Source organism: Psychrobacter halotolerans, assembly GCF_039680845.1.
Lineage (GTDB): Bacteria > Pseudomonadota > Gammaproteobacteria > Pseudomonadales > Moraxellaceae > Psychrobacter.
Window position 1 is genome coordinate 60,723 of sequence record NZ_JBDKWD010000008.1, and the last position, 24,611, is coordinate 85,333.

General features: G+C 45.0%; 21 protein-coding genes. 11 read left to right on the forward strand and 10 right to left on the reverse strand.

What is annotated here, in order from left to right; all coding sequences use genetic code 11:
• Nucleotides 1-37 precede the first annotated feature (37 nt).
• Both AAJP47_RS13175 and AAJP47_RS13180 read right to left on the reverse strand, forming a co-directional pair.
• A complete protein-coding gene (locus tag AAJP47_RS13175; RefSeq protein WP_346718363.1) occupies nucleotides 38-1,657 on the reverse strand; it encodes an FAD-dependent oxidoreductase in 1,620 nt (539 codons plus the stop codon).
• A 683-nt stretch (nucleotides 1,658-2,340) separates the two neighbouring features.
• The gene (locus AAJP47_RS13180; protein ID WP_346718364.1) at nucleotides 2,341-2,946 is read right to left on the reverse strand and encodes a YceI family protein; all 606 of its coding nucleotides are present in this window, start codon (nucleotides 2,944-2,946) and stop codon (nucleotides 2,341-2,343) included.
• 428 nt (nucleotides 2,947-3,374) lie between these two features.
• On the opposite strand from AAJP47_RS13180, the gene AAJP47_RS13185 reads away from it, so the two are divergent.
• Nucleotides 3,375-3,653, forward strand: a complete 279-nt coding sequence (locus AAJP47_RS13185; protein ID WP_346718365.1) for a type B 50S ribosomal protein L31 — start codon at nucleotides 3,375-3,377, stop codon at nucleotides 3,651-3,653.
• A gap of 88 nt (nucleotides 3,654-3,741) precedes the next feature.
• Here the strand turns inward: AAJP47_RS13185 and AAJP47_RS13190 are convergent, their stop codons facing one another.
• From AAJP47_RS13190 to AAJP47_RS13205, 4 genes are all read right to left on the reverse strand, one after another.
• Complete coding sequence (locus AAJP47_RS13190; RefSeq protein WP_346718366.1) at nucleotides 3,742-4,593, reverse strand: SGNH/GDSL hydrolase family protein; 852 nt, start codon at nucleotides 4,591-4,593, stop codon at nucleotides 3,742-3,744.
• On the reverse strand, nucleotides 4,587-5,984 hold the full coding sequence (locus AAJP47_RS13195; protein ID WP_346718367.1) for a nicotinate phosphoribosyltransferase: 1,398 nt from the start codon (nucleotides 5,982-5,984) through the stop codon (nucleotides 4,587-4,589). The genes AAJP47_RS13190 and AAJP47_RS13195 overlap by 7 nt, the downstream gene beginning before the upstream one ends.
• A gap of 169 nt (nucleotides 5,985-6,153) precedes the next feature.
• Entirely contained in the window at nucleotides 6,154-7,221 is a 1,068-nt protein-coding gene (locus AAJP47_RS13200) for a bifunctional nicotinamide-nucleotide adenylyltransferase/Nudix hydroxylase (protein WP_346718368.1), read from the reverse strand.
• A 210-nt stretch (nucleotides 7,222-7,431) separates the two neighbouring features.
• Nucleotides 7,432-8,061, reverse strand: a complete 630-nt coding sequence (locus AAJP47_RS13205; protein ID WP_346718369.1) for a glutathione S-transferase family protein — start codon at nucleotides 8,059-8,061, stop codon at nucleotides 7,432-7,434.
• 738 nt (nucleotides 8,062-8,799) lie between these two features.
• On the opposite strand from AAJP47_RS13205, the gene nfuA reads away from it, so the two are divergent.
• The gene (nfuA, locus tag AAJP47_RS13210) at nucleotides 8,800-9,462 is read left to right on the forward strand and encodes a Fe-S biogenesis protein NfuA (protein ID WP_346718370.1); all 663 of its coding nucleotides are present in this window, start codon (nucleotides 8,800-8,802) and stop codon (nucleotides 9,460-9,462) included.
• A gap of 236 nt (nucleotides 9,463-9,698) precedes the next feature.
• A complete protein-coding gene (locus AAJP47_RS13215; RefSeq protein ID WP_346718371.1) occupies nucleotides 9,699-11,009 on the forward strand; it encodes an O-acetylhomoserine aminocarboxypropyltransferase/cysteine synthase family protein in 1,311 nt (436 codons plus the stop codon).
• 113 nt (nucleotides 11,010-11,122) lie between these two features.
• Here AAJP47_RS13215 and AAJP47_RS13220 read toward each other — a convergent pair whose 3' ends face one another.
• Nucleotides 11,123-12,142: an adenosine kinase gene (locus tag AAJP47_RS13220; protein ID WP_346718372.1), complete on the reverse strand. Its 1,020-nt coding sequence runs from the start codon at nucleotides 12,140-12,142 to the stop codon at nucleotides 11,123-11,125.
• A 73-nt stretch (nucleotides 12,143-12,215) separates the two neighbouring features.
• Complete coding sequence (gene rsmI, locus AAJP47_RS13225) at nucleotides 12,216-13,166, reverse strand: 16S rRNA (cytidine(1402)-2'-O)-methyltransferase (RefSeq protein WP_346718373.1); 951 nt, start codon at nucleotides 13,164-13,166, stop codon at nucleotides 12,216-12,218.
• A 170-nt stretch (nucleotides 13,167-13,336) separates the two neighbouring features.
• Here rsmI and AAJP47_RS13230 point away from each other — a divergent pair, with 170 nt between their 5' ends.
• From AAJP47_RS13230 to hisC, 8 genes are all read left to right on the forward strand, one after another.
• Nucleotides 13,337-13,834 carry a YraN family protein gene (locus AAJP47_RS13230; protein ID WP_346718374.1) on the forward strand — a complete coding sequence of 166 codons (498 nt, stop codon included), beginning with the start codon at nucleotides 13,337-13,339 and terminating at the stop codon, nucleotides 13,832-13,834.
• Between the two features lie 208 nt (nucleotides 13,835-14,042).
• Nucleotides 14,043-14,876 carry a BON domain-containing protein gene (locus tag AAJP47_RS13235; protein WP_346718375.1) on the forward strand — a complete coding sequence of 278 codons (834 nt, stop codon included), beginning with the start codon at nucleotides 14,043-14,045 and terminating at the stop codon, nucleotides 14,874-14,876.
• A 231-nt stretch (nucleotides 14,877-15,107) separates the two neighbouring features.
• On the forward strand, nucleotides 15,108-16,058 hold the full coding sequence (locus tag AAJP47_RS13240) for an alpha/beta hydrolase (RefSeq protein ID WP_346718376.1): 951 nt from the start codon (nucleotides 15,108-15,110) through the stop codon (nucleotides 16,056-16,058).
• A gap of 204 nt (nucleotides 16,059-16,262) precedes the next feature.
• The gene (locus AAJP47_RS13245; RefSeq protein ID WP_346718377.1) at nucleotides 16,263-16,514 is read left to right on the forward strand and encodes a BolA family protein; all 252 of its coding nucleotides are present in this window, start codon (nucleotides 16,263-16,265) and stop codon (nucleotides 16,512-16,514) included.
• 104 nt (nucleotides 16,515-16,618) lie between these two features.
• The gene (gene murA, locus AAJP47_RS13250) at nucleotides 16,619-17,887 is read left to right on the forward strand and encodes a UDP-N-acetylglucosamine 1-carboxyvinyltransferase (RefSeq protein WP_346718378.1); all 1,269 of its coding nucleotides are present in this window, start codon (nucleotides 16,619-16,621) and stop codon (nucleotides 17,885-17,887) included.
• A 158-nt stretch (nucleotides 17,888-18,045) separates the two neighbouring features.
• Nucleotides 18,046-18,741: an ATP phosphoribosyltransferase gene (gene hisG / locus AAJP47_RS13255; protein ID WP_346718379.1), complete on the forward strand. Its 696-nt coding sequence runs from the start codon at nucleotides 18,046-18,048 to the stop codon at nucleotides 18,739-18,741.
• A gap of 238 nt (nucleotides 18,742-18,979) precedes the next feature.
• Nucleotides 18,980-20,275: a histidinol dehydrogenase gene (gene hisD / locus AAJP47_RS13260; protein ID WP_346718380.1), complete on the forward strand. Its 1,296-nt coding sequence runs from the start codon at nucleotides 18,980-18,982 to the stop codon at nucleotides 20,273-20,275.
• A gap of 75 nt (nucleotides 20,276-20,350) precedes the next feature.
• Nucleotides 20,351-21,475 (forward strand): histidinol-phosphate transaminase, encoded by a 1,125-nt coding sequence (hisC, locus tag AAJP47_RS13265; RefSeq protein ID WP_346718381.1) that lies wholly within the window; start codon nucleotides 20,351-20,353, stop codon nucleotides 21,473-21,475.
• Between the two features lie 136 nt (nucleotides 21,476-21,611).
• Here hisC and AAJP47_RS13270 read toward each other — a convergent pair whose 3' ends face one another.
• Together AAJP47_RS13270 and AAJP47_RS13275 are read right to left on the reverse strand one after the other, a co-directional pair.
• Nucleotides 21,612-23,369 (reverse strand): anthranilate synthase component I family protein, encoded by a 1,758-nt coding sequence (locus tag AAJP47_RS13270; protein WP_346718382.1) that lies wholly within the window; start codon nucleotides 23,367-23,369, stop codon nucleotides 21,612-21,614.
• A 3-nt stretch (nucleotides 23,370-23,372) separates the two neighbouring features.
• On the reverse strand, nucleotides 23,373-24,608 hold the full coding sequence (locus tag AAJP47_RS13275) for a beta-ketoacyl-ACP synthase II (RefSeq protein WP_346718383.1): 1,236 nt from the start codon (nucleotides 24,606-24,608) through the stop codon (nucleotides 23,373-23,375).
• Between the last annotated feature and the right edge of the window lie 3 nt (nucleotides 24,609-24,611).

The window sequence follows — 24,611 nt, forward strand, 5'->3', positions numbered from 1 at the left end:
ACCATTAAGCAAGCAGTGATGAATAAAACTCAGTGCATCACAGAACGGTTTTATCTACTGACAAATCGTCTAGAGTCGCCTCACGAATACCGTGGTTCACATCAGCCATCGCCACTGGAAAGCCGCGTTGCTCAGCCAGTAAGCGAGCGACCTTGTCGATGCCCGAGCTGTCATTGTGTACCAAATAAGACCATTCGTGCGCATAACGGTTGCGGTTGGCTTGGGTGTCATGGTCAATTAAGCCCAAACTCGTTAACTCATCGACAATTTGATCAGCAGCGATCAAGGTTGACGACGCTTTAACGTTTTCGGCGCGTGCATAGCGTATATTAGAATACAAACTCACATCAGCGACGCGTAGAGTATCGTCTTCACCAGGGATTTGTTGACCACCAAAAAGCGCATTGCCAACGGTGCGGGCGCTATTAAATGTCGGTACAAACTCAGCGACATAATCGATAGCCTGCTGGCTTCGTGCTTGTAGCGGCGTTTTGTCCCAACCATCTTCAATATAATGCACATACTGTTGTGGCAGTTCAGGCTGCGCGCTGTTGGTACTAGAAGCAACCAAACCATCATCGAATAAAGTAATGAATTTACTCATGCCGTGTATCTGAAAATACCCGTCAGGATAAGGCGTCAGTTGAGCCATGCCTTCTGGTGTACCGCGATTGCCATAAATAATGATCTCTGGTATTTGACCGCCAGTATCTTCCCAATGCGTCACATAAGAAGATTTGAACTCCACCATACGCGTCACTTTGACACCGACCATATCATCGATGACGCCAGTACGAAAGCCGCACGCATTGATCAGATAATCAACTTCGATGGATTCAGTTTGTTCTGAATGGGCTGTTTGTTGGCCAGTTGCTTGTTGGTCAGTCGCTTGCTGGTTAGTTGCCTGCTGGTTAGTCGCTTGTTGATAATCGATACGCCATTTGGTTACATGATGATCGGCGTTTGAGCAGTTTTCACAATCGACAGGCATCACTTGCTGAATTTGAGTATCGGTAAAGACATGGGCATGTTCATAGCCTTCCAACGCCAATTGCGCAGAAGCGGCTAGACGGAAGATATTCCAGCCGTATTCCTGTACGACAATGAGGGGGAATTTGACTTTATTTAAATCCAAATACTTAGCGACCGGTATCATCCATTCATCAACCGTGCTTGGTACGGCGACTTGCTCGCGCTCAGACAACTCAATAAGTTGCTCATGGCTATACAACTGATAGTAATTTTCAGGATCGCCCAATACTTTATTATTGCTATCTTGAGCAATAAGGTCACGATACGCGTCTGTCAAAGTATCAAGACGTGGTAACAAGTCTTCAGGTGAGCCTTCATCACGAGTAGGCACCGCAAATACCGTTGGACGAACATCAATGGTATAAGGATAAAGGCGCAAAATATCGATACATTGCTTGAGAAGTGCCACGCAATCTTCGTCAGGAATTTCACGGTATAAGTTACCACCGGCGTGCAAATGGCACATCGGCGGACCATCGATCAGCGAGGCGTTCTTTTCAAACAGATATGTTTCAAGCCCTAACGCTGCCAGTCGAATGGCGATGGTTGCGCCAGCCGTACCGCCACCAAGAATACCAACGCGTTTGCCAGTCTGGACTTGATTTTTAATAAAAGAGTGAGTCATTGTTGTTATTGTATCCTTAATCGTATTTACAGCAGGTCATGCTTGGTATTTTCATTGTTTGAACGGTTAGAATAATCATGTGATTGCAGTTGATATGTGTGCGCCGTCAGCTAAGTTCAATACTCATCTTGAGACGCAGTCGTCATGTTTTAAATTGTGTAGTAATACTTAATCTGTATGGGGAGTATTTTACGAAAAACTTCAAGCCGTATAATGGCAAATACGTAAGTGGATACATGATTTTTGTCAATGACTCGCTTGGATGAGCGCGAGAATCAGCTAGAAGTCATGACTCAATGATTGCTTTTTATATTGCTTTATAAAACCATAAATTCAAGAACGTGAGTATACATCTACTATAGCGAGTATTTGGTGCCTAGCCGTTGTGCTATATTGAGACATTTTTGACCAAACATGGTGGTCAGTAAGATGTACAAATCACCAATAAAACTCCGCCATAAAAGTCAGGGTAATCCAGCTAAGGGCGATTAAAAATAGAGTAGGATTTGAGCCGGATAATTGACCATCAGTACGTGAGATTGATTATCCAGTGGCAGCAAAGTCATTACCGCCAAAAGTGGATAAAATTAAAAAAGCAGCCCAATAAGGACTGCTTTTTTAGGACACACAGATTCTAGGAAACACAGAATCATTAGTGCGGTTATTAGTACGAAAAGGGAGACTTATTTTGCTTTTTTCTCTACCAACTCACCATCGATTTGGATAGGTACGTCAGTTGTGATGCCGTTTGCATAAGCGGTCATACCGTAAGCGGCACGATCAATGTTACCAGTCGCACGGAAACCAACGACTGGCTCTTTGGTTAGCGGGCTATTGGCAATTTTGTTTAAAGTGACATCTAGCGTCATTGGCTTGGTTTGACCCAGCATAGTAAAGTCACCCGTAACCTTGGCTTGTTGCGGATTGATAAAGTTTACTTGGGTAGATTTGAACGTCATGGTTGGATATTTAGCAACGTTAAAAAATTCATCGGTTTTTAAATGTTCATCACGTGCTTCCCAATTGGTATCAATACTATCGGTTGCAATCGTAAAGTTCATATTGGTTTTGCTTGGCGCTTTGACGTCGTAATTTACCGTGCCTTTTACGTCACTAAAACTGCCCATGACGGTAGAGAAGCCCATGTGATTGACAGAAAAACCAACGCGAGTATGCGAGTTGTCTAATTCCCATTGGCTTGGTAGTGCGGCACTTGCTATTGTGGTGACTGCCAGCGCCGAGCTGATAAGTAACGTTTTTGCTGTGTTTTTCATGACCGTATTTATCATTAAAGTATCCTTGTGTGGTATCAGTTGGTTGAAGATGGTGCAATAAAAGTTTATCTCAAAAGCTATTATTGTTAACTCAATCTACAATAACAGATTTTATTGGTTATTACAGCTAAATCGATATTATACTGAGATAGTGGGTGCCACTCAATAATATAAGTGGTTTGGTCACAAGTTATCACACATAATCCTCATAACTGCTGCTTGCATCAAACCCTGAAAACCGTTAAAATCGCGGTTTAATTTTCCCGCTGGGGAAAGGCTAAGTGAGCAGAAGCGTGGTGTTGGGTGCTGGAATAAGCCAGTGACGCAGTTGCCATCCTGACAATGTCCTTAGTGCCTCAGTTACGTATGTTATCGCTTGTTTGATCCCTTTCAAGGAGATTGAGCAAACGCGTCTTTCATACATCGGACATAGAGAGTTTATTATGCGTAAAGATATCCATCCTGATTATCAAGAAGTTTTGTTCCATGACACCAACGCTGACGTGTTCTTTTTGACTCGTTCAACCGTTAAAGCTAAAGCCACTCGTGAATACGAAGGCAAAGAGTACCCATACTACCCACTTGATATTTCAAGTGCGTCGCACCCGTTCTATACAGGCGAGCAACGTAAAACTTCTACTGAAGGCCGTGTTGCAAGCTTCAACAAACGCTTTGGTGCATTTGGTGGTCGTAGTAAGAAAGCTGCTGACTCTGCTGAATAATTTACACTCATTGTGTAACGCTATTTTGCTAAGTAATAAAAAACCGCTGATGATTCAGCGGTTTTTTTTGTTGTATAGACGTCAATATTTATACAAGGCTAGTGTCTGACTCAGTGCTGGCAAGATCCAATAGCGATAGGATTCGTTCTGATACTTGCTGCGCCCAGTAGCCATACATCAGGCTGCTCGGATGAAATCCATCACTGGCGAACATCACTCTGATATCGATGGGTGTGCCGTTAGAATGCTCGCTTATCATGCGCGCAAAGTCGGTTGCCATATAGTTGACGCCAGCGTGACCTGCACAAACTTGTTGCAATATCTCATCAAGGATTGAGGCTTTCGCGCCCACAAAGTTATTGAGAGGGGCGGGGATGGCAGGCATCTCTGCCATTGGCGGTAGACTGAGAAATATCAGCTCGCGCACGCCGAATTTGCGCTGAGCGATTGCAATGATGTCTTCAATTTGCTGTTGCCATTTATCGATAGGCACCTTGGATGTGGTGTCATTGACCCCCATGCTCAGCACCATGACATCAACGGGTTGGCTTGGCGCGGGTAGCACATAAAGCCTGCGTAATATATCAAAGCTAGTATGACCGGTGGTTGCTTGTAGCGACCAGTTCAACGTACTGAATGTTGAATAAATAGCAGGCTGCTGTGCTAAGATTGGGATTAATTTGCCGACCAAGGCCTCCTGCTGCGTTTGACTGCCAACGCCGGCTGCAGCCGAATCTCCAACTACCATAAGGGTCAGATCAGGCTTGGTGTTACCTTCTGACGTATTAGTAGATTTGCTTAGCCGAACTTGCCCATACCTTTCTCCGTTCGGTTCAGGTAGACGAACGGTCTCGCGCTTGATCTTACGACCTTGATGAATGTAAATAGGCGCCAGTAGCACATCTCTTGCGACAGAGGCCAGTTTATGAGTATCTACCATCCTGCCCGCTCCCGAATAGTGGTGAGACTGTCCTCTGTTAATAATTGACCATCAACATAAACATCACGCAACAAGTTGTCTGTATCAGCAGTTAAATCATCTGCTTTGATGGTTTTAACCGAGCCCTTATTGTCTTTGACCAGTGCCAGACGACCTTTTTTTGAGCGTTTCGAGCGGCTAGTAACCGGGTCTTTATAGATGTCCTTCCACACGCCGTCAATAGAGATGGCGCTGGCTTTCATCGCCCAGCTCATGGTATCGCGATTGACTTGCTGTAGCAGACCGCCGCCCATGCCAAACGTTACATTATCGGCGCTAAAGCCTGCTTTCATGACTACCTCAATAATTTTGCTCAAGCTTTGCGGACTGATGCCGTCTCCTTGGATAATGCGCACATAGTCAGGCAGGACTTTATAACCTTTACTATTGGTGGTGGTACCGAACTTCACGGCCAAGCGTTCTAACGCTTCACGAACCACTTTGGCAGGCTCGCCACTGTCTGGTCTGATGACCAAAGTGCCGCCCATGTTTTGCACATCCTCTTTTAGGCGGCCACCCCAAATATTATCAATGGCATTCCATAGGTCATAACTGTCAGACACCACCGAAAAGCTTTTGCCTGCGCCGCCAAACTGCTCAATCATATTGGCAAAAGCCGCGGTTTCACCATCGCGGCCCCATGCAGTCATGGTGCTGTGTTCAGCGGCGGGAATAGAAAACGCAGGCATGTCATTGCTCATTTGATACCAGCGACTGGCGGCAACCAGCGCCATCATAGAATCTGTCCCAGCAAAATTCACCAAATGTGCCAAACTACCAAGCGCAACCGACTCCTGACTAGAAGCACCGCGCGCACCAAAGTCATGCAAACGAAAGGGAAGTGATTCTGTATTGTCTGCGGACTTTTCTAGTGCCTTACGAATGATGCCTTTGCAATAATGCGAGACACTAGCGACCGTTGAGGGATACCAAATCGCACGCAATAGCGCCGTTTCGATATAGCTTGGTAACCAATAAAACTCAGGATCGGTGTTGATGATTTGGCAGACAACATTGGAGACGGGGACGATGCTGCCTTCAGGGACAGCTTCGATGCGTAGGGGAAGGTAGCCGTCATGTTTGTCAACCAAACGCTCCCAACCTGCACGATTAAAAGTCAAGCCATGCGCTTGAATGACCATTTCGGCTTCATCGATGTCTTGATAGGTGATGGGCGTGCTTAAATACTCTTTGATAAAGGCTTGTAGACCAAAGAACACCACATCATAGTCGCCTTTACGCGCTTCAATGTAGCTTGACAGATGCTCGCTACCACTTGGATATTGCACCCAATGTGAGGTTTTATAACTGTCGCTGTTGAGAATTAAATTGTTTAAATTGCTGGTGTACATCACAGAACTCCTCTGCTTTGAGATGCCACAACTGCTTTAATGAAAGAGGAGTTGCGGCGGTTAACCATTGCCGTCTATCGGCGTTGGCATGAAAACCTTAACGTAAATTATATCGACTACGATTGATGAGTGATTACTAAACCATGCACCAATTAGTCAGCTTAAAAGACTACAATCCAACCATTTTCGTAATAATCGCATAATGATCTTCGAATATCATTTTGGCATCAAGCTCGGCCAACGGTAACCAAAATGCTTGAGCGGCATCGTCACCGCCTTTCACTTTCGGCAAGCCCTTTGGGTCATTTTTAAGTTGAAAGTAAAATGCTTGGGTAATGGTGCGACCACGTGCTGAGCGGTACGGATCATCAAACGTATGCTGACTGTGGCAAGAGCCGCGCAGTACTGGTTCTGGTACTTTTAGACGAGTCTCTTCACGCAGCTCACGGATACAGGCGTCAAACAACGTCTCTTTTGGATTTAAAAACCCGCCCGGCAATGCCCATAATCCACGTCCCGGCATACTGCGGCGCTCGACCAGTAGGATATGGCCTGATTGCACAACCAGTGCATCTGCTGTCATAAAGGTCGGCGCATAAGGCGCAGATTCCCACTGTCTTTTATATTTATCGATAAAGTCAGCTTCTTCGTGCAGTTCTTGATAGTCGTCGGTTTTTTTGAAAACATCAAGTACTTTGCGCGTTGATTCAGGTGTACGCTCAGGCGTAGGCGTGGCGCCCATCAGATAGCTGTCACGAATCGGTGTGGCAGATAAATTGTGATAATTGGGCACAGAAACCGATGCCCAGTTTGGGAATAGCGAGAGATAGTACGATGAGCTGTCCTTTGAGTGACCAATCAAACCGATGTCCGTTTGCAAATCGCCTGTGACAGATTTGACGCCCGCTTGTACATATTGCAGCCAGCGCGTGTCGTTATAAAGCGCGTCATCTAATCCAACGCAGTGAATACGGGCTGCTTCTTCTGCTGAGTAGGCGTTCTTAATCATCGCAGCACGCTCATCCACGCTAAACGGATTACGTAAACTGCGAGGCAGATTGGCTGAGCCGATCAGCATAATTACGTCATCTGAGCGCTTTAACGCCTCATCAATGACCGCTTTGTGCCCACAATGGAACGGCTGAAAGCGCCCGATAAAGACCAAATAACGATAGCGTTTATTTTCTTGTTTATCTGGGTTGTGCTTATCCGAATGTTGCTCTGATAATTCGCTCATAAATGCCACTGTCCTGCTGCTTATTTTTATTAATTAAAAACCAATTTGGTCAATATTGACACAGCCCGTTGTCGACTGACAAGTATAAAGATGTTTTATGAGCCGTGATTGCTCTTGTGCGTGTTGCAAATGTAATAAAAGCCACTCTAAATAATCAGAGCGGCTTCGGGATAAAAATTATAAAACTAAAATGGGTATGACTGCTAAAATCTAAAGTGATTCAATCTTGCTAATACCTTCTTGGCGTATGGCTTCAGTCACGCCAGCATCAGACTCAATACGACTGATAAAGGCATTGAAATTCTTATAAGCGGAAAGATCCAGTTCCATTTTTTTCGCCCATGTCAGTATGACATATAGATAGATATCTGCTGTCGTCTTAGTGCCTGTCAGATATTCGCGCGTGCCGAGCTGTTCATTAGGATACTTGAGCAAACCAACGATTTTTTTCTTCGCCTGCTCTTTTAAGTCAGCTTGCACGGCTTTATCTGATACAAAGTCATCAGGGCCGAATAATGGTCCAAAACCTTTATGCACATCTGAATTGATAAAGGCTAACCATTGCATGATTTCTGCACGTTTAGCGGGCGAGCTATCAGAACCAAATATATTGGCATCAGGATACTTCGCATCAATATAGGTTTGTACGGCGATATTCTGCGTGACAACGGTATCACCGTCTACGATTGCAGGTACTGACCCTTGCGGGTTAATGCGCAGGTATTCTTCTGATTTAACAGAATCGTGATCTAGTATTTCTAATTCGTAATCTGCTTTTGTCCACTCAAGGGCAACATGGGGAACCAGTGAGCAAGCACCTGGCATAATATATAACTTCATAAAATATCCTTTTGAATTTATTGTTTTGTTAAATTTAGTCTAAGCAACTGAGCCATATAACTGAGTTATATTATGTGAGTTTAGTTTTAATAGATGTAGCATTACCTTGCATATTGCTCATTATAGATGGCACTCGATAGTAAGTGACTGCTGACTGTATGGTTATATAGCCAATCTTAAATAAAAACAGCACACCTATTATCACGCGCTACTGAAACAAATTTTTCTTGCGTGCTGTGCCTTCGCAGACAAAGACGTCGAAAAATTTATCTCAGGAGCGCTATACTTGTTTTATAGTGGATCAACTATAGTTGTCTTTTCATCCTTGATAATCTATTGAGTAGTCTTAATATAAGCAGTAGCAGAGACGGTGTGGATAATTAAATAATTTTGCTGTGTATTATTGGCTTTATTTATATTTTTTATATCACCATTAAAAAAACCAATCGTAACTATTAACAACCGTCACGGTTTAATTCGCAGTAGCGCGGTCGGAATTATCGCTTAATTGCGGTATAATAGTGGCTATACACTTATCAAAATGTGGTAATAATTCAAAACATGGTAACAATTTGAAATGTGATAACAACGACGGTCGACGCTCCAACATGATAGACCGTAATAATGAATAATCCACACAGATATTAGCAAGCCAAACCAAATTAAAGATGCAATCCAATTCACGACACAGTAGCCATGACAAAAATAGCGTTTGTGTCATAATGCATAGGACATATTATGAGTGAGAACAACCAAGCAACCGACTATGAGTCAGCGTTAGACACTGAACAAGCGGAAGCAAAAAGCAATATTACGATTACTGAGTCCGCTCAAGGATATTTGGCAGATTTACTGTCCAAGCAAGATACCGATGGTATTGGCGTACGTATATTTGTTGAGCATCCTGGTACGCCACGCGCAGAGTGCTGTATGGCTTATAATCAGCCGGGCGAAGAAGACAGTGCCGATTTAAAATTCAGCTATGATAGCTTCTCTGCGTTTATTGAAGCAGCGTCAGTGCCTTATCTAGAAGACGCGGTCATTGATTATAATAAAGACCGTTTCGGTGGTCAGCTGACCTTCCGTGCGCCAAACTCGAAAGTCCCTAAAGTAGGCGCGGATGCCAGTGTCGAAGAGCGCATCAATTACATCTTGCAATCAGAGATTAATCCAGGTCTTGCCGCACACGGTGGTATGGTCGATTTGTTAGAGCTGATCGATGAAGAAGGCGTTGGTCTGACTGCGGTATTGAAATTCGGCGGTGGTTGCCAAGGTTGTTCAGCCGTTGATATGACACTACGTCAAGGCGTTGAAGTTCAGCTTAAACAGCAAATACCGGAGCTGACCCAAGTAATCGATGAGACCGATCACACGCGTACAGAGAATGCTTACTATAAGTAAGACTTAAATAATTGCTATGCGTTTAAGTCTGCTGATGGTGCTTTTGACTGTTTGCTTATGATTATTTGTCATTAAACAATGAAAAATTTGCTGTTTTTTTCATAAAAAAGTTGAGTTATGATTAACTCAGCTTTTTTTTATATCTATCTTTTGTGGTTAGATATGATGATGTGAATTTTTAACGCAATTTTTACGTATGAAAGATTAAATGAATAACAAATAAAGTGGAGCATAACATGAGTAACGGACAACCAAACACACAGGTAGAGAACACGCCGCGTCTTGAGACATTAGCGATTCACGCCGGTTATAGTGTCGAACCCACGACCAAAGCGGTGGCAGTGCCCATTTATCACACCAGCTCGTATGCCTTTGATAATACGCAACACGGTGCTGATTTATTTGATCTCAAGGTGACGGGTAATATTTATACTCGTATCATGAATCCGACCAATGCGGTACTAGAAGAGCGTGTTGCCGCACTTGAAGGCGGTATTGGTGCCCTCGCTGTTGCTTCTGGTATGGCGGCGATTACTTATGCCATTCAAACCATTTGTGAAGCGGGCGATAATATCGTTGCCGTATCGACGTTGTATGGCGGTACTTATAATTTGTTCGCTCATGCGCTGCCGCGTCAGGGCATAGAGGTGCGCTTTTTTGATCATAAAGATCCTGAAGCAATTCGTGATTTAATCGATGACAAAACCAAAATGGTCTTTGCAGAGAGCATTGGCAATCCACTAGGCAATATTATCGATATTCAAGCGCTCAGTGACATTGCTCACGAATACGGTGTACCAGTTGTAATAGACAATACGGTGGCGACGCCTGCCTTGTGTCGTCCGTTTGAGTTTGGTGCTGATATCGTCGTTCATTCATTGACCAAATACATGAGCGGGACAGGCACGTCGATTGGCGGGGCGATTGTCGATAGCGGTAAGTTTGCTTGGGGCGATTACCCTGAGCGCTTCCCATTACTCAACACACCAGATGCCAGCTATCATGGGGTAAATTTTGTCAAAGACGTGGGCGCGCCTGCTTTTATCGCTCGCGCTCGCGTGGCGCCGCTCCGTAATACGGGTGCAGCGCTGAGTCCGCTAAATGCTTTTAGTATTTTACAAGGTTTGCAGACCCTAAGCCTACGTATGGAGCGGCATGTCCAAAACGCGCAAGCTGTCGCAGAGTACTTACGCGACCATGATAAAGTCGCTTGGGTGAAATATGCTGGTTTGTCCGACCATCCTGAGCATGAGCTTGCACAAAAATACATGAAAGGCACGCCTTCTGCTATTTTGACCTTTGGGGTCAAAGGTGGACTGGAAGCCGGTGCACGCTTTATTGATGCGCTGCAACTGATTACTCGTCTGGTCAATATTGGTGACGCCAAATCATTGGCCTGTCATCCGGCGACGACCACCCATCGTCAGTTAAATGGACAAGAGTTAGAGCAGGCGGGCGTGACGGAAGATATGGTACGACTGTCGATTGGTATTGAGCATATTGAAGACATTAAAGCCGATCTTGCACAGGCATTGTCTGCCACTTAATATAAAAAAATGAGGATTTAGTGAGTTTATCCAAACCATTCTAATTCACCAATAAAAAAGCCCTTATCTGTGTGATAGGGGCTTTTTTAAGGTTAAAAACGTATATCTCGGTTTTAAGCAGAGAGCACGCGTTGAGCAATGTCTTTGTAATCTTGCGAGTTCAGTCTTGGACCGAACTGCTGGATGACTTGGGCGGATACTTCGCTGGCAAGACGGCCACACTCTGGTAAGCTGTATTGCTGAGACAAGGCATATAAAAAAGTACCCGCATAGTTGTCACCTGCACCATTGGTATCAATGACATTAGCGACTGCTGGTGTCGCTACATCATAAATCTCGATATCAGAATTGTGATCAGCTTTGTGAGCAATGATTGCGCCATTGGCGCCATCCGTCACGACTGCGGTTTGGCAATGGTCAAGTAGGGCACGTGCTGCCGCTTTAATTTGTTTTTTATCCGTGAATAGTTTGGCTTCTTCGCTATTACAAAATATGACGGCTACTTTATTGCCGAGTATGTTGAGCAAACCCTCTTTGGCAAATTTCACCACGGCAGGATCGGCAAAGCTCACCGCGATTTTTGCGCCATGAATACCTGCCTGTTGACGCAGCTGCGTCATCGCTGGCTGAATACTCTCAGACATAGCCAAATAGCCTTCGATATATAACCATTCTGCTTGCGTTAACGCATCAAAATCGACATTGTCAGCGGTGATATCGCTTGAAGTGCCAAGGTAGGTTTGCATCGTGCGCTCACCATCTTCGGTCACAGCGACCACGCAGGAGCCAGTCACGCCGCCATCATGAATAGACTTATCTGAGGTCGCAACGCCTGCTTCATGCAAGTCTCTGAGGTAAAACGCGCCTTGATCATCATCACCGACACGGCAAGCATAAAAAGGCTTACCGCCGAGACTGGCAAACGCGAACATGGTATTGGCAGCCGAGCCACCACCTGCTTGTTTTGATGGTGCAATTTCAGCGAGCTTAAAATAAGCCAGTAGCTGCTGTTGTTCCTCAAAACCTGCCAGCGTCATATTACCGCGAGTCAGCTCAGTCTCTTCTAATTCTGCATCCGACAGCACGTATTCGTGGTCAACCAACGCATTCCCTATCGCCATTACATCGTACATTGTTTATCCCTTCTCAATGAGTTTATAAATGTTCATCTCTTTTATACCTAACGTTTGGCCATACCTTTCAATCTTAAGCTTGCAGCTCAAGCAAGCGTTGATACAGAGCATTCTTTTTAACGCCTGTGATATCAGAAGCCAGTGCTGCCGCTTTTTTAACGGACAAATCTTCTAACAGACGTGTTAATAATTTATCATGAATACTAATATCGTCTGAATCTTGTGCCGCATTCACGCCAGCGACGACCACCACAATCTCGCCGCGCTGCTGATTGTCATCTGCTTTGACAAATTCAACCAACTCACCAAGCGTACTCTTATGGACTGTCTCAAAGGTTTTGGTCAATTCACGGCAAAAAGTGACTTCGCGTTCTGCTCCAAACACCGCTGCCATATCTTCTAAGCTGGCAACAATACGATGCGGTGCCTCATAAAATATCAAGGTTTCAGTTCGTTCGTGTAGGGCAGACAGTTGTTTTTGGCGACCATGCGTTTTTGCGGGTAAAAAGCCAATAAAGCTAAAACGGTCTGACGGTAGCCCTGCCACTGACAACGCCGCAATGGCAGCAGACGCACCAACGATTGGCGATACTGTAACCTTTGCCGCATGGGCGGCTTGTACCAATTGATAACCCGGATCGCTAACCAGCGGTGTGCCTGCATCACTAATCAGCGCAACCGAGTGACCTTGCTGGATCATCTCAATAATCTTTGGCGTTTGAATGGCGCTATTGTGTTCATGATAGGCCCACAGCTTATTATGACCTTTTTGTTTTGCAGCAGTATCAGCGTCATCATGACTGGCAACCTCTTTTGTAGCCTCGGTTTTACTGCCCTCAGCTTTAATGCCTTTGGTATCCACGCCAAAGTGCGATAGGAGCTTACCTGAGGTGCGCGTGTCTTCGCAGGCAATAATGGCAACTTGCTTTAAAATCTCGATGGCATGCGGTGTCATGTCGGTCAAATTACCAATCGGCGTTGCAACGATATAGAGACAAGCTGGCATCGCGGTAGGGGTAGACATGAAAACCTCAGTTTATTAAAAGTATTAAAAATAGTAAGACATCGTTCTGCATACTGTCAGCGCCCGTTCTTTCTCAATCGAAGAGTGAAGGATGAGGCAGCTATAGACCCGGCAAATATAAAATGCCAATAAACGATGTGAATAAAAGACGCGAAAGTGGTTAGTTTAGCATGTTGTGCTATGATAATTCTGAAATGTTCATCAGACAAATAAACATTATGGCAAACCATAAACCCCTGCATAAACCTCTGACTTTGACTTCACCAAAGCAGCGCCAAGGCCGCTTGTTCGAGCAGCAAGCTTGCGCGTTTTTGCAGGCACAAGGACTGTACTTGATTGCACAAAATTGGCAGCAACCAAAGGTTGGAGAACTGGATTTGGTGATGTTGGAGACGGGATCGGCATGGTCGACACTGGTATTTATTGAAGTGCGCCAGCGTAAACGTTCCAGTTTTGGCGACGCCGCCCTGAGTATTACCGCAAGCAAACAACGCAAGGTTATCAAGACCGCCAAATATTTTTTACAAAACCATCCAGACTATAGTCACTATGAGTGTCGGTTTGATATTATCGCCTACAACACGGTCAGTAACGGGCAGTCAAAAGAATTACTGGTAGACAGTCAGCCAGAATGGCTCAAGGGCGCTTTTATGGCAAATGCATGGTAAAGATGAAGGTTTTACTTTAAGCATTCAAACCAAATGTTAAAAACCAGACGTCCAAATTGAGCCTGCTGCTAGAAGCCCGTTACCAAAAACCTAACCGTCTGTCCTAAAAATTCAGTAAAGTAGCTGAGCCAGTTCTTACTTGCTTAATCCATAAAATGGCATAATTGAATTTATACCATTTTCACCACCCTGCTCTAAGAGGTAAATCATGAGACGGATGCATTTGCGCCCTGTTATTTTTGGTTCATTACGTCGCAACGCGATAGGCGTCATGCTGGTGGCTAGTGTTATTAGCACTGGCTGCACCACCAACTATCTAACCAACAGTACAGAAGGTACTTATGGCGTGCCAGTGACGGAGCGCACCATTCCGCAGCGTCTGCTCGATCGCAGTATTGAACACACAGCCAAGATCAATGTTTATGGCCTACAAGCAGACTTGCAACAAACCAGCCGTATGAGTATTGATAGCTTTAATAGTGAGGTGTTATTGACGGGTGAAGTGCCTACGCAAGCCATCAAAGAAGAGGCTGAAAAAGTTGTTAGCTCAATGCCAGATGTGCGCCTTGTCTATAATGAGCTGCAAGTCAGCGCGTCAAAAGGCTATAGCTCAACCGTCCAAGATGGCTATATCACCTCAAAACTGTTGGCAAAAGTGGCGGCCAATAGTGGCGTCAAAGCGTCACAAATCAGAGCTGTCGCCAATACTGGTGTGATGTATATCATGGGGCGCATGACGCCTACTCAGCAAAGCCATTTGATTGATATCGCCAATAACACCGTTGGCATAACGGAGTTGGTATTACTGACGACCGTCGTTGACGATAGAGGGGTGAAAATAAGTGAAGACGACATTATGTACGAGAACAATTTGGCGGCTCCTACAGCAGCGCCCATTATAGATGGACCAGCAACGTCAAATGTGGACAATGCGCCTGTAACAGATACGGTTGGTACGACGACGCCTATTATTGTCACCGAAGAAGGGGTGACCGTCGATCAACCGTCCAGTTCTTATGTTGACCTATATCAAAACCAGTAATATTGGCTATTAATAAGTACCTGTTTTTAAACGACTGCTATCATCAGATATTTATTTAATGACAATAAGCCTAAATACGAATAACAGTAAAAGCACGATAAGTTGTCAGACAAAACGTAAGATAGCTATGTTAAAAATATCGATCTGAAAAAGAATAAGATGGCGCCAATAATATAATAAATGGTTAGCAATCGATTTATCAGTGACTGACAAACCATAGGAATACTGTTTATGAAGGGCTTAAATAAAAGTACCACAAACACCAAAGCAAGTAAATTTACATTCAAAAATACCAGCATCACAGCCATACTGGCAATAGGCGGTGTTGTTTTGGCAACGCAGCAAGCACAGGCTTTATCAGCGCTGGCAGTGGTGAATGGTATTACATCGAATGGTGGCGTTGGAGTAAGTAAAGATATTTTGTATGGTGATGAGCCGTTACAAGATTTAGATATTTATTACCCAAAGCCCTTAGCACAGGCGATGAAGACAGAAAGCGCCATTAATAAGACTTACCCCATGGTGGTGTTCGTCCATGGCGGCTCATGGGAGAGTGGCAGTAAAGAAGAATATGCGTTTGTCGGACAGAGCTTAGCACAAGCCGGTTACGTCACTGCTGTCATCAATTATCGTAAAGCGCCTGAGCACGTTTATCCTGATTATGTAAAAGATGCAGCGCAAGCGATTGCGTGGAGCCATAGTAACGCCAAGAGTTTCCATGCGGATCCTAATCGTCTGGCCGTGATAGGGCATTCTGCAGGCGCGTTTAATGCGGTGGCTGCCGTCGCCAACGAAGATTTTTTGGCGCCCTATGGCATGAAACCAAAAGACATCAGCGCGGTCATCGGTATTGCAGGACCCTATAGCTATGATTTTCGTCAATACGACAGTGCAACCGCCTTTGGGCCTAACGCGACACCAGATAAAGTGATGCCAGATCGCCAAATCAAAGGTGAGCAACCACCGTATTTGTTGTTGACCGCCGAAAAAGATCAAGTCGTTCATATTACCAATGCGGTCAAAATGACCGAAGGGCTCAAAGCAGCAGGCGTGACGGTTGAAAATGGTGAGATCAAAGGTGCCAGTCATGCTACCAGTATTGGCGCTATGGCTCCGCCGTTACGCTGGGTCAATGATGTACGAGCGCAAGTGCTAACGTACTTAGATAAAACGCTTAAATAATCTTTATCACTAACTCTTTCTTAGATGTTGCGTAAAAAGCGTTTGTTCTTCTTAAAAGTTGTCCTTTTGGAAAACAAGGATCAACGCTGATAAGCAGTTCTATAAGACAGTACTGTAAGATGGTCAAACTCTTGTTATAATGTCAGCCCTTTACCTCTACACTCTTTATCTCTAAACTTTATTCTAAATTAAGGCAGATATTCTATGAGCATGAATGCTGATGATCTGATTGCATTTTTACAAATTCATTTCCCAGACGCTTTTATTCAAGCTGCCAACCAAGGTAACAAGTTTGATGTACGCGTGGTTGATGCCAGTTTTGAGGGCAAGCGTACCGTTCAGCGTCAGCAAGCGATATATGCATTGGTCAACGATAGGATTGCGAGCGGCGATATTCATGCCCTCAATATCCAAGCATTAACGCCTGCGGAGTGGGACGCTCAATCAAAAGGCTAAACCAACACTTACCGAATCGAACTTTTTAGACTGGCTATTTAGGTAGCTGGTCGTGTACAGTTTGTTTTTCATTATTTTATACTCATTGCTAGGTTGTCACCTCTATGGATCAATTTTTAATCACTGGTAGTAGTCGTATCGCAGGGGAAGTTACTATTTCAGGCGCCAAAAATGCTGCGTTGCCGTTACTGGCAGCCATGATATTGGCTGAGACCCCAACGACATTGCATAATGTACCATCGCTACAAGATGTGCGAACCTTGATTGAGTTGATCGGTGGGATGGGTATCAAGATTCAAAAGCAAGATGATACGGTCACTTGCGATACCAAGAGTATCGATAATTTCTATGCCCCCTATGATTTGGTCAAAACCATGCGTGCCTCGATTTTAGTATTGGGGCCATTATTGGCTCGTTTTGGTGAGGCAGAAGTGTCATTGCCAGGCGGCTGTGCCATTGGATCACGTCCTGTCGATCAACATCTAAAAGCCTTTGAAGCGATGGGTGCTGAAATTGTGGTAGAAAACGGCTATGTAAAAGCGCAAGCGCCAAAAGGCGGCAAGCTAATTGGTTGTAACTTCTCATTTGACATGGTTACTGTCGGCGGTACGGAAAACGTCATTATGGCAGCCGCACTTGCCAAAGGTACGACGACTTTGGGTAACTGCGCACTTGAGCCAGAAGTGGTTGATTTGGCCAACATGTTGGTAGCGATGGGCGCTAAAATAAGCGGTATTGGCACATCAACCATGACTATTGAAGGGGTTGAGCGTCTACACGGTTGCGAGTACTCCGTGGTACCAGATCGTATTGAAACCGGATCTTACCTTGCTGGCGCGTTGATGACTCGCGGTGATGTATTGACCAAAAATACCACCGCGTCTTTGTTGCATCCTGTGCTTGAAAAATTTGAAGCCATGGGCGCTGTGGTGACGATGGGTGATGATTGGATTCGCGCGCAGATGACAGGGCGTCCAAAACCCGTTGATATTCGTACGCGTCCGCATCCCGGTTTTCCAACAGATATGCAAGCGCAGTTAATGGCGATTTGTTGTTTGGCCGATGGCACTAGCACGATTATCGAAAACATTTTTGAAAATCGTTACATGCATGTTCCTGAGCTTAATCGTTTGGGCGCGTCTATCCAAGTTGATGGGCACACAGCGGTCATACGAGGGGTTGAGAACTTTACAGCGGCGCCCGTTATGGCAACCGATTTGCGTGCGTCTATGTCATTGGTCATGGCGGCGGCAACAGCAGAAGGCGAGAGTTTGATCGACCGTATTTACCATATCGATCGCGGTTACGAAGACGTTGAAAACAAACTGCGTGGCCTTGGCGTTAATATCAAGCGTATCAATACTAACCATTGAACTAACGACTGAGATTGATGGGGGTATTCAACGCGGTCACTCATTTAATAATGTAAATGAGTGACCGAGCGTGTGCCAAACAACCAAACGCTTAGCATTATGAAACTAAAAATCCTCGGTCAGCGGGGATATCAACTATATATGGACACGATGCCATTATGACTGAAGCAAAGAAACCAACGTCCGCTAGTGGGTTATTAAACGAAGTAAACGATGAGTTTTCAGGATTGACGCTAGCCTTGTCTAAAGGTCGTATTTTAGAAGAAACCATGCCGCTGTTGCAGGCTGCGGGTGTTGATTTACTAGAAGATCCTGAAGCCTCGCGCAAACTTATCTTCCCAACATCGAACCCAAACGTGCGTGTGCTGATATTACGTGCCAGCGATGTACCCACCTATGTAGAACATGGGGCGGCAGACTTTGGGGTGGCGGGTAAAGATGTATTGCTTGAGCATGGGGCCAATCATGTTTATGAGTTGTTAGATTTGCAGATTGCGCAATGTAAGCTGATGACTGCGGGCGTTAAAGATGCGCCATTGCCCAATCGTCGTCTGCGTATCGCGACTAAATACGTCAATGTGGCGCGCGCTTATTTTGCCAGTCAGGGCCAGCAAGTAGACGTTATCAAACTTTACGGCTCTATGGAGCTTGCACCATTGGTTGGCCTAGGTGATTTGATCGTCGATGTGGTCGATACCGGTAATACCTTGCGGGCTAATGGGCTTGAAGCACGCGATCATATCTGCGATGTCTCCTCACGTCTTATTGTCAATCAGGTCAGTTATAAGCGCAAATTTGCGCTGCTTGAGCCGATTTTGGACAGCTTCAAAAACAGTATCGCCAGTGCTTCATAAATGAGTCTTATTTATTAATAATATAAAGCTTGGTTATACAAATTTTCAAACCAGTTTGGTGCTCTATGTGGGACATAGCGTGCTAAACTGGTTTCATTTTATGTACTTGCCAGAAGACAAAAGCTCGGTATAATTTGAGTCAAATCACTATAAATAAGCTGGCCTATAAACCGTTTGGTTTTTTCATTTATGTTAAATTTTTCTATTAAAATTATATGCCCAAATACAGGATTTAGTCATGCGCCAACTCAGTACTCAAGATGTCGATTTTGACAGTCAATTGACACAATTGCTTGCTTTTGAAACCGTCAACGATGCCGATTTATTAAAAACCGTTGATGATATTATTGCGCAAGTGCGCCATGACGGAGACAGCGTACTATTGGCATTGACTCAGCAGTTCGATCAACATCCTGCCACGACGATACAGGAGTTGGAGCTGTCTAAAGACTCCCTTGCTGAAGCGTTTGACAATCTTGATGATAAAGTAAAAACCGCATTGACGATAGCAGCGACAAGGGTACAGACCTTTCATGAGCGTCAAGTACAAGAGACATGGCAGTATGAAGATGAGCTAGGCAATCGGTTAGGTCAAAAAGTCACGCCGCTTGATCGCGTGGGTATCTATGTGCCAGGCGGCTTGGCTTCTTATCCGTCTTCTGTGTTGATGAATGCCATCCCTGCCAAAGTTGCTGGTGTGGCTGAGGTCATTATGGTAGTACCTGCCCCTAAAGGGGTGCTCAATCCTTTGGTGTTGGCAGCCGCGCATTTGGCAAAAGTTGATCGCGTCTTTACCATTGGCGGTGCTCAAGCAGTTGCAGCACTGGCTTACGGCACCGAAACGATTCCTGCTGTTGATAAAATCACAGGACCGGGTAATAAGTACGTTGCCGCCGCTAAACGTGCGGTATTTGGTCAGGTTGGTATCGATATGATTGCTGGCCCCTCTGAAGTATTGGTGTATGCAGAAGGCGAAGCACAAGACCGAGCCGATTGGCTGGCGATGGATTTATTGTCCCAAGCTGAGCATGACCGTATTGCACAAGCTATTTTTGTCACCACCAGTCAAGCGCAATTAGATGCGGTCGCAACCGAAATCGACAAAGCATTGGCAGAGTTGCCAAAAGCAGACATTGCGCGTGACTCTCTACAAAACCGTGGCGCCCTCATTTTAGTCAAAGATCGGGCAGAGGGCATGGCGGTCATTAACCGCGTCGCGCCTGAGCATCTAGAGCTATCTGTTGATGAGCCTGATGCGTTGCTTGCTGAAATCCGCCACGCCGGTGCCATCTTTATGGGTCGTCATACGCCAGAAGCCATTGGCGATTATTGTGCTGGGCCTAACCATGTATTGCCAACCTCAGGTACCGCACGTTTCTCTTCTCCTTTAGGCGTTTATGATTTTCAAAAGAAATCTTCTCTCATTTATTGTAGCGAAGCAGGCAGCAAACCGTTGGCAGAGACCGCTGATATTTTAGCGCAGCGTGAAGATTTGGAAGCCCATGCGCGCTCAGCCCGTTATCGTTATCAGTAATATAGACCGAATAATTTAAAAAATTACTTCTAATATTTATGTTTAATAGTCTTTGTGGCTAATAGTAGGATACTTATGAGTGAGTCAAAAATAGACACCAGACTTTGGTCATCTAAAGCACGTAACTTGTCACCTTATGTCCCAGGTGAGCAGCCGCAACACAACAATTTATGCAAATTAAATACCAATGAAAATCCATTTCCGCCCTCGCCAAAAGTGGCAGAGGCCATTGCCAAAGTTCTAGAGCAACAAGCGGATGACTTGCGTCTATATCCGGCTCCAGAGTCCGATGACCTAAGGCAGGCATTGGCACAATTGTATGATATTGATGTCAACCAAGTGTTCGTCGGTAATGGCTCTGATGAAGTATTGGCGTTGGTATTTGCCAGTTTCTTTTTAAAAGAGCGTCCCGTGTTAGCGCCTGATATTAGCTACAGTTTTTATCCGGTCTATGCGCAAACTTTTGGCATAGATTTGATACAAATCCCACTAGAAGAAGACTTTAGTGTTGATCCTGACGCCTATCGTCAACCTTGTAGCGGTATCATTATTGCCAATCCCAATGCACCAACGGGTTTACTGTTATCACTTGCCGATATTCGTAAGCTTGCAAGCGAGCACTCAAATGCAGTGGTGGTGATCGATGAGGCTTATATCGACTTTGCTCAGACAGAGGAGGAAGTAGATGACGAGGTGTCAGCGGTCAGTCTTATCAACGATTATGACAACATCCTAGTCACCCAAACTTTCTCAAAATCACGATCGCTTGCAGGGTTACGAGTGGGCATGGCTTTTGGTAATGCCTCATTGATTGAAGCATTGACGCGCATGAAAAACAGCTTTAATAGCTTCCCATTGGATAAACTAGCGCAAGCGGGCGCAACCGCCAGTGTATTGGATGTTGAATATTTTGAACAAACCCGTCAGCAAGTCATTGATTTGCGCCAGTCGCTTACAGCAGAATTGATGGCACTGGATTATGACGTGCTGCCATCTCATGCCAACTTTGTGTTTGCTCGTCCTAAAGATGGCAATGCCACTGCGGTGACCAGTGCGCTGCGAGAGCAAGGTATTATTGTCCGTCACTTTGAAAAGCCACGCATCAATGAATACCTGCGTATTACGGTCGGTACGGCTGAGCAAAACCAGCGTTTGATTGATGCACTAACCGCTTTGCAGGCAGAGCCTGATGTTGGTTAAGGGCTGAGTTTAGTTTCGTCATTTAATAGTAGCAACCCATGTAAGAATACCAATAATAAAGCCTGCGTCATATGATGCAGGCTTTATTGGTTTTATCATTGCTTCAAAACAACATTGTTTCAATAACTTTATCGCTTCATGGTTTTTGTGCAAGTACCGACAGTAGATTGCCCACTTTATCCAAACACTCTTGATACTCGGCACTACAATCAGACGCCACCGTAATACCGCCGCCTGCCCACAAACTGACATGTCCTTCTTGCTGTATGCCATTATTTGATGACAAACCTGATGACAAGTTGGCTTGCAGGGTACGAATTAACACATTCCATTGACCGCTACCATCAAAATTCATATAGCCCATCGTGCCACAATAAGCACCGCGCGCAGCGACCTCTAATTCTGAGATAATTTCAACCGACCGCTTTTTCGGTGTGCCTGTGATGGAGCCAGCAGGCAAACTGCCGAATAATACCGTCAATGGGTGAGTGTCCGTTTTTAGCTCAGCACTGATGGTACTGACCATATGATGGACATTGCTAAAGCTCTCAATGGCGAACAGCTGCGGTACTTTTACGCTACCTATCTTGGCATATTTGCCCAAATCATTACGCAACAAGTCGACAATCATGACGTTTTCAGCACGATCTTTTTCACTCTCACTCAGTTGCTGCTTATAGTGATTATCTTGTTCCAGGGTGACGCCCCGTGGCATCGTCCCCTTAATGGGCTTGGTACGTATATGATGTTTACCCGTTTTATTGTCTTTGATAAAAGTAAAAAACAGCTCGGGTGAACAGCTCAATAACTCAAAAGTATTTTTTTGCTCCATAGCATTGGCTGACTGCCCAGCATGGTTTTTATTGATATAGGTTTCATGACAGTATTGAGTACTTAAATAACCGGCAAAGGGCGCTTGGGTATTGCGATGAAGACTGGGTAAGTAATCAATAAGAGTTGATGTTGGTTGATCGGATACGCTCTTATAAAGAAGGCGAGTTTGCCATACTTGGGTCAGATTGATTTGGTAGCAGTCGCCTTGCTGTAGATAGTCTTGGGTTTGATTAAATGCCTTTTGGTAGTCGTGCTGATGCCACCTTGCTGTCAAGGTTAAAGGCGCAGGATTTGGCAAGGCTTTAAATTGGGCTTGATTGAGCGCCTTATCAGACAATTTTTTATCTAAAGCATTTAAATAGCAGATAAGCGTGGTTATAAGGGCTTTGTTTTCCTTATCGTCATTACTTATTTCATAATCATCACTGGGTTGATGAACGGTTAATGTCCACACTGATACTTCACCTTGCCTAGCTGGCGCTAGATAAATATCATAATGCCCCAATACGGCACATGGCTGAGTTGCTCGTTCAATGTTGGCTGTTGGACTCAGCTCATGAGCTGCAATGTCATAACCAATAAAGCCGATCAGACCATGATGATAGCTTGGTTTGCTTTGTTTTCTATCTACCAGTTTTGAACCACAATCATTGTGCTCGTAGCCTTGGCTGTAAGTAATTAATTCATCTTGCCATGCCGCATAGCTTATATAGGTAGTCGTGACAGATTGGCTTTCGGCATTAGAGTCAATAACACAGGCGTCACGGCAATGTTTTGTGACTTGATAAAGCGCGACTGGTTTGGAGTGGGCGTCAGAGAGTTGATCGGCAGCGGGATAAACCGACCAGCTTATTTTAGGCAGTAGGCCAATGACGGGATGACCGTCGTTATTGAGCCAAACCAATTGCCAGTTTGCGGCACAGTTTTGTGCCAGCAGATGCCGTTGTAAGTGGGGCATTAACGCCACCGCAGACAAATCACCAAAACGCCAGCTAGGATTAGTAGCTGGCGATGGGGCAGAAGCTGTCTGCTCAGCAGTTGTATGATTTTCTACAGACATTTTTTAAGCATCAAACTTTTTAATGATTAAGGTCGCATTGGTGCCACCAAAGCCAAAACTGTTGCTCATCAGCGTCTCAAGCTTGGTTTCGCGCATTTGAGTGACAATATCAAAGCCTTCCGCGGCAGGATCCAATTGCTCAACATTGATACTAGGGGCAATAAAGCCTTCTTGTAGCATCAATAAGCAATAAATCAGCTCTTGTGCACCAACGGCGCCTAAACTATGGCCTGTCATCGATTTGGTTGAGCTAATGGCAGGCACCTTACTCAGATCATCACCAAACGCTTTAGCAATTGCTTTTAGCTCGGTGATATCACCCAAAGGTGTACTAGTACCGTGGCTATTGATGTAATCAACGCTTTGTAGACCTGCTTCGGCCAGCGCTTGTTGCATACAACGAACCGCGCCTTCACCGCTTGGCGCAACCATTTCTGCGCCGTCAGAGCTGGCACCATAACCGACGATTTCGGCCAAAATATTGGCACCGCGTGCTTGTGCGTGTTCAAGACTTTCAACAACAACCATCGCACCGCCAGCGGCAATCACAAAACCATCGCGATCTTTGTCATACGCTCTTGAGGCAAGCGTTGGCGTATCATTGTATTGAGTGCTCACTGCGCCCATTGCATCAAACATACAAGACTGCGTCCAATGCTCAGCTTCACTGCCGCCAGCAAGGATAACATCAGCTTTACCCAACTGAATCAGCTCAGCGGCATGGCCAATACAATGGGTTGATGTGGCGCAAGCTGAGGTAAGAGAGTAAGAAACGCCTTGGATTTTTAAACCAGTGGCGAGCGCTGCTGATACTGAGCTGCCCATGGTCTTTGGTACTGCCATCGCACCAACACCGCGTAGGCCTTTTTCGCGCATAGCGTCTACAGCATTTACAATATTTTCTGTTGAGGCGCCGCCTGAGCTTGCCACCACACCCACTCGCGGATTGTTATTGATGGTTTCAAGAGACAGACCAGATTGCTCAATGGCGTTCAAAGCGCTGACGTAAGCATAAAGACTGGCTTCGCTAAAAAACCGCTTCAATTTGCGATCGATACCGCTAGTGTCTAGTGTTGATTGATCGATACTACCGCTGACATGCGACTTAAAATCATGCTCAGCATAATCTTTATTAAATGTAATACCAGACTGTCCTTTTTTAAGAGCAGCAGTAACCGTGGCCAAATCATGTCCGATACAAGAGACGATCCCTGCTCCAGTGATAACAACGCGGCGCATATT